Source organism: Streptomyces sp. NPDC048196, from assembly GCF_040652715.1.
GTDB lineage: Bacteria > Actinomycetota > Actinomycetes > Streptomycetales > Streptomycetaceae > Streptomyces > Streptomyces siderophoricus.
Window position 1 is genome coordinate 1 of sequence record NZ_JBEZMM010000114.1, and the last position, 1,088, is coordinate 1,088.

The 1,088-nt window shown below is 66.4% G+C and carries 1 protein-coding gene; it reads left to right on the top strand.

All coding sequences use genetic code 11. The features are described 5' to 3' along the window. Positions 1 to 109: 109 nt before the first annotated feature. Positions 110 to 1,088 (top strand): IS481 family transposase (locus AB0E02_RS39275; RefSeq protein WP_362149582.1); only part of this gene is annotated, 979 nt, incomplete at its 3' end.

Below are 1,088 nucleotides of genomic sequence, written 5' to 3' on the forward strand. Positions count from 1 at the left end.
CTAGGTGTATTGATCACGAGCGTTGTTAACGGTCGCTGGGTCTTGATCATGGCGAAGACCTCCGGTGTGGTGGAGGTGTCTAGGCTCCACACCACGCACGGAGGTCTTCGTGTCCCACCGTAATGCCCGGCTGACCGTGCATGGCAGGCGGCTGTTGGTTGAACGGGTATGTTCCGGTCGTCCCATCGCGCATGTCGCGGCCGAGATGGGGATCTCACGGCCCACGGCCCACAAGTGGATGCGCCGGTGGCGGGCCGAGGGAGACGCCGGTCTGCATGACCGCTCCAGCCGGGCCCGCACGATGCCGCACCGGACTCCCGCCGAGACCGAGGCGAAGGTGTGCCAGCTGCGCCAGGACCGCAAACTGGGCCCGGCCCGCATCGGCCCCATCCTCGGACTGCCCGCCTCAACCGTGCACCGGATCCTCACCCGCCGCGGCCTGAACCGCCTGGCCTGGCTGGACCGGCCCACAGGCCGCCCCATTCGCCGCTACGAGCACCAACGGCCGGGAGAGCTGGTCCACCTCGACATCAAAAAACTCGGCAACATCCCCGACGGAGGCGGCTGGCGCACAGTCGGCCGAATTACGGGCGCCCACAACCGACAGGCCACCACCGACCAGCGCAAGAGCTGCAAGCCGGTGATCGGCTACAGCTACATCCACTCCGCCGTCGACGACCACTCCCGCCTGGCCTACAGCGAAGTCCTGCCCGACGAACGCAAAGAGACCGCCCTCGCCTTCTGGCAGCGGGCGCACACCTTCTTCACCCGCCACAGCATCACCGTCGAACGGGTCCTGACCGACAACGGCCCCTGCTACAAGTCCAAGCTGTTCACCCGAGCCCTGACCGCAGCCGGCATCGCCCACAAGCACATCCGGCCCTACCGGCCACAGACCAACGGCAAAGTCGAACGCTTCAACCGCACCCTGCTCGACGAATGGGCCTACAGCCGGCCCTACACCACCAACACCGAACGCACCGAAGCCCTGACAGACTTCCTCCACACCTACAACCACCACCGCAGCCACACCGCACTCGGCGGCAAGCCACCCATCAGCCGCGTGAACAACGCTCCAGGTCAATACA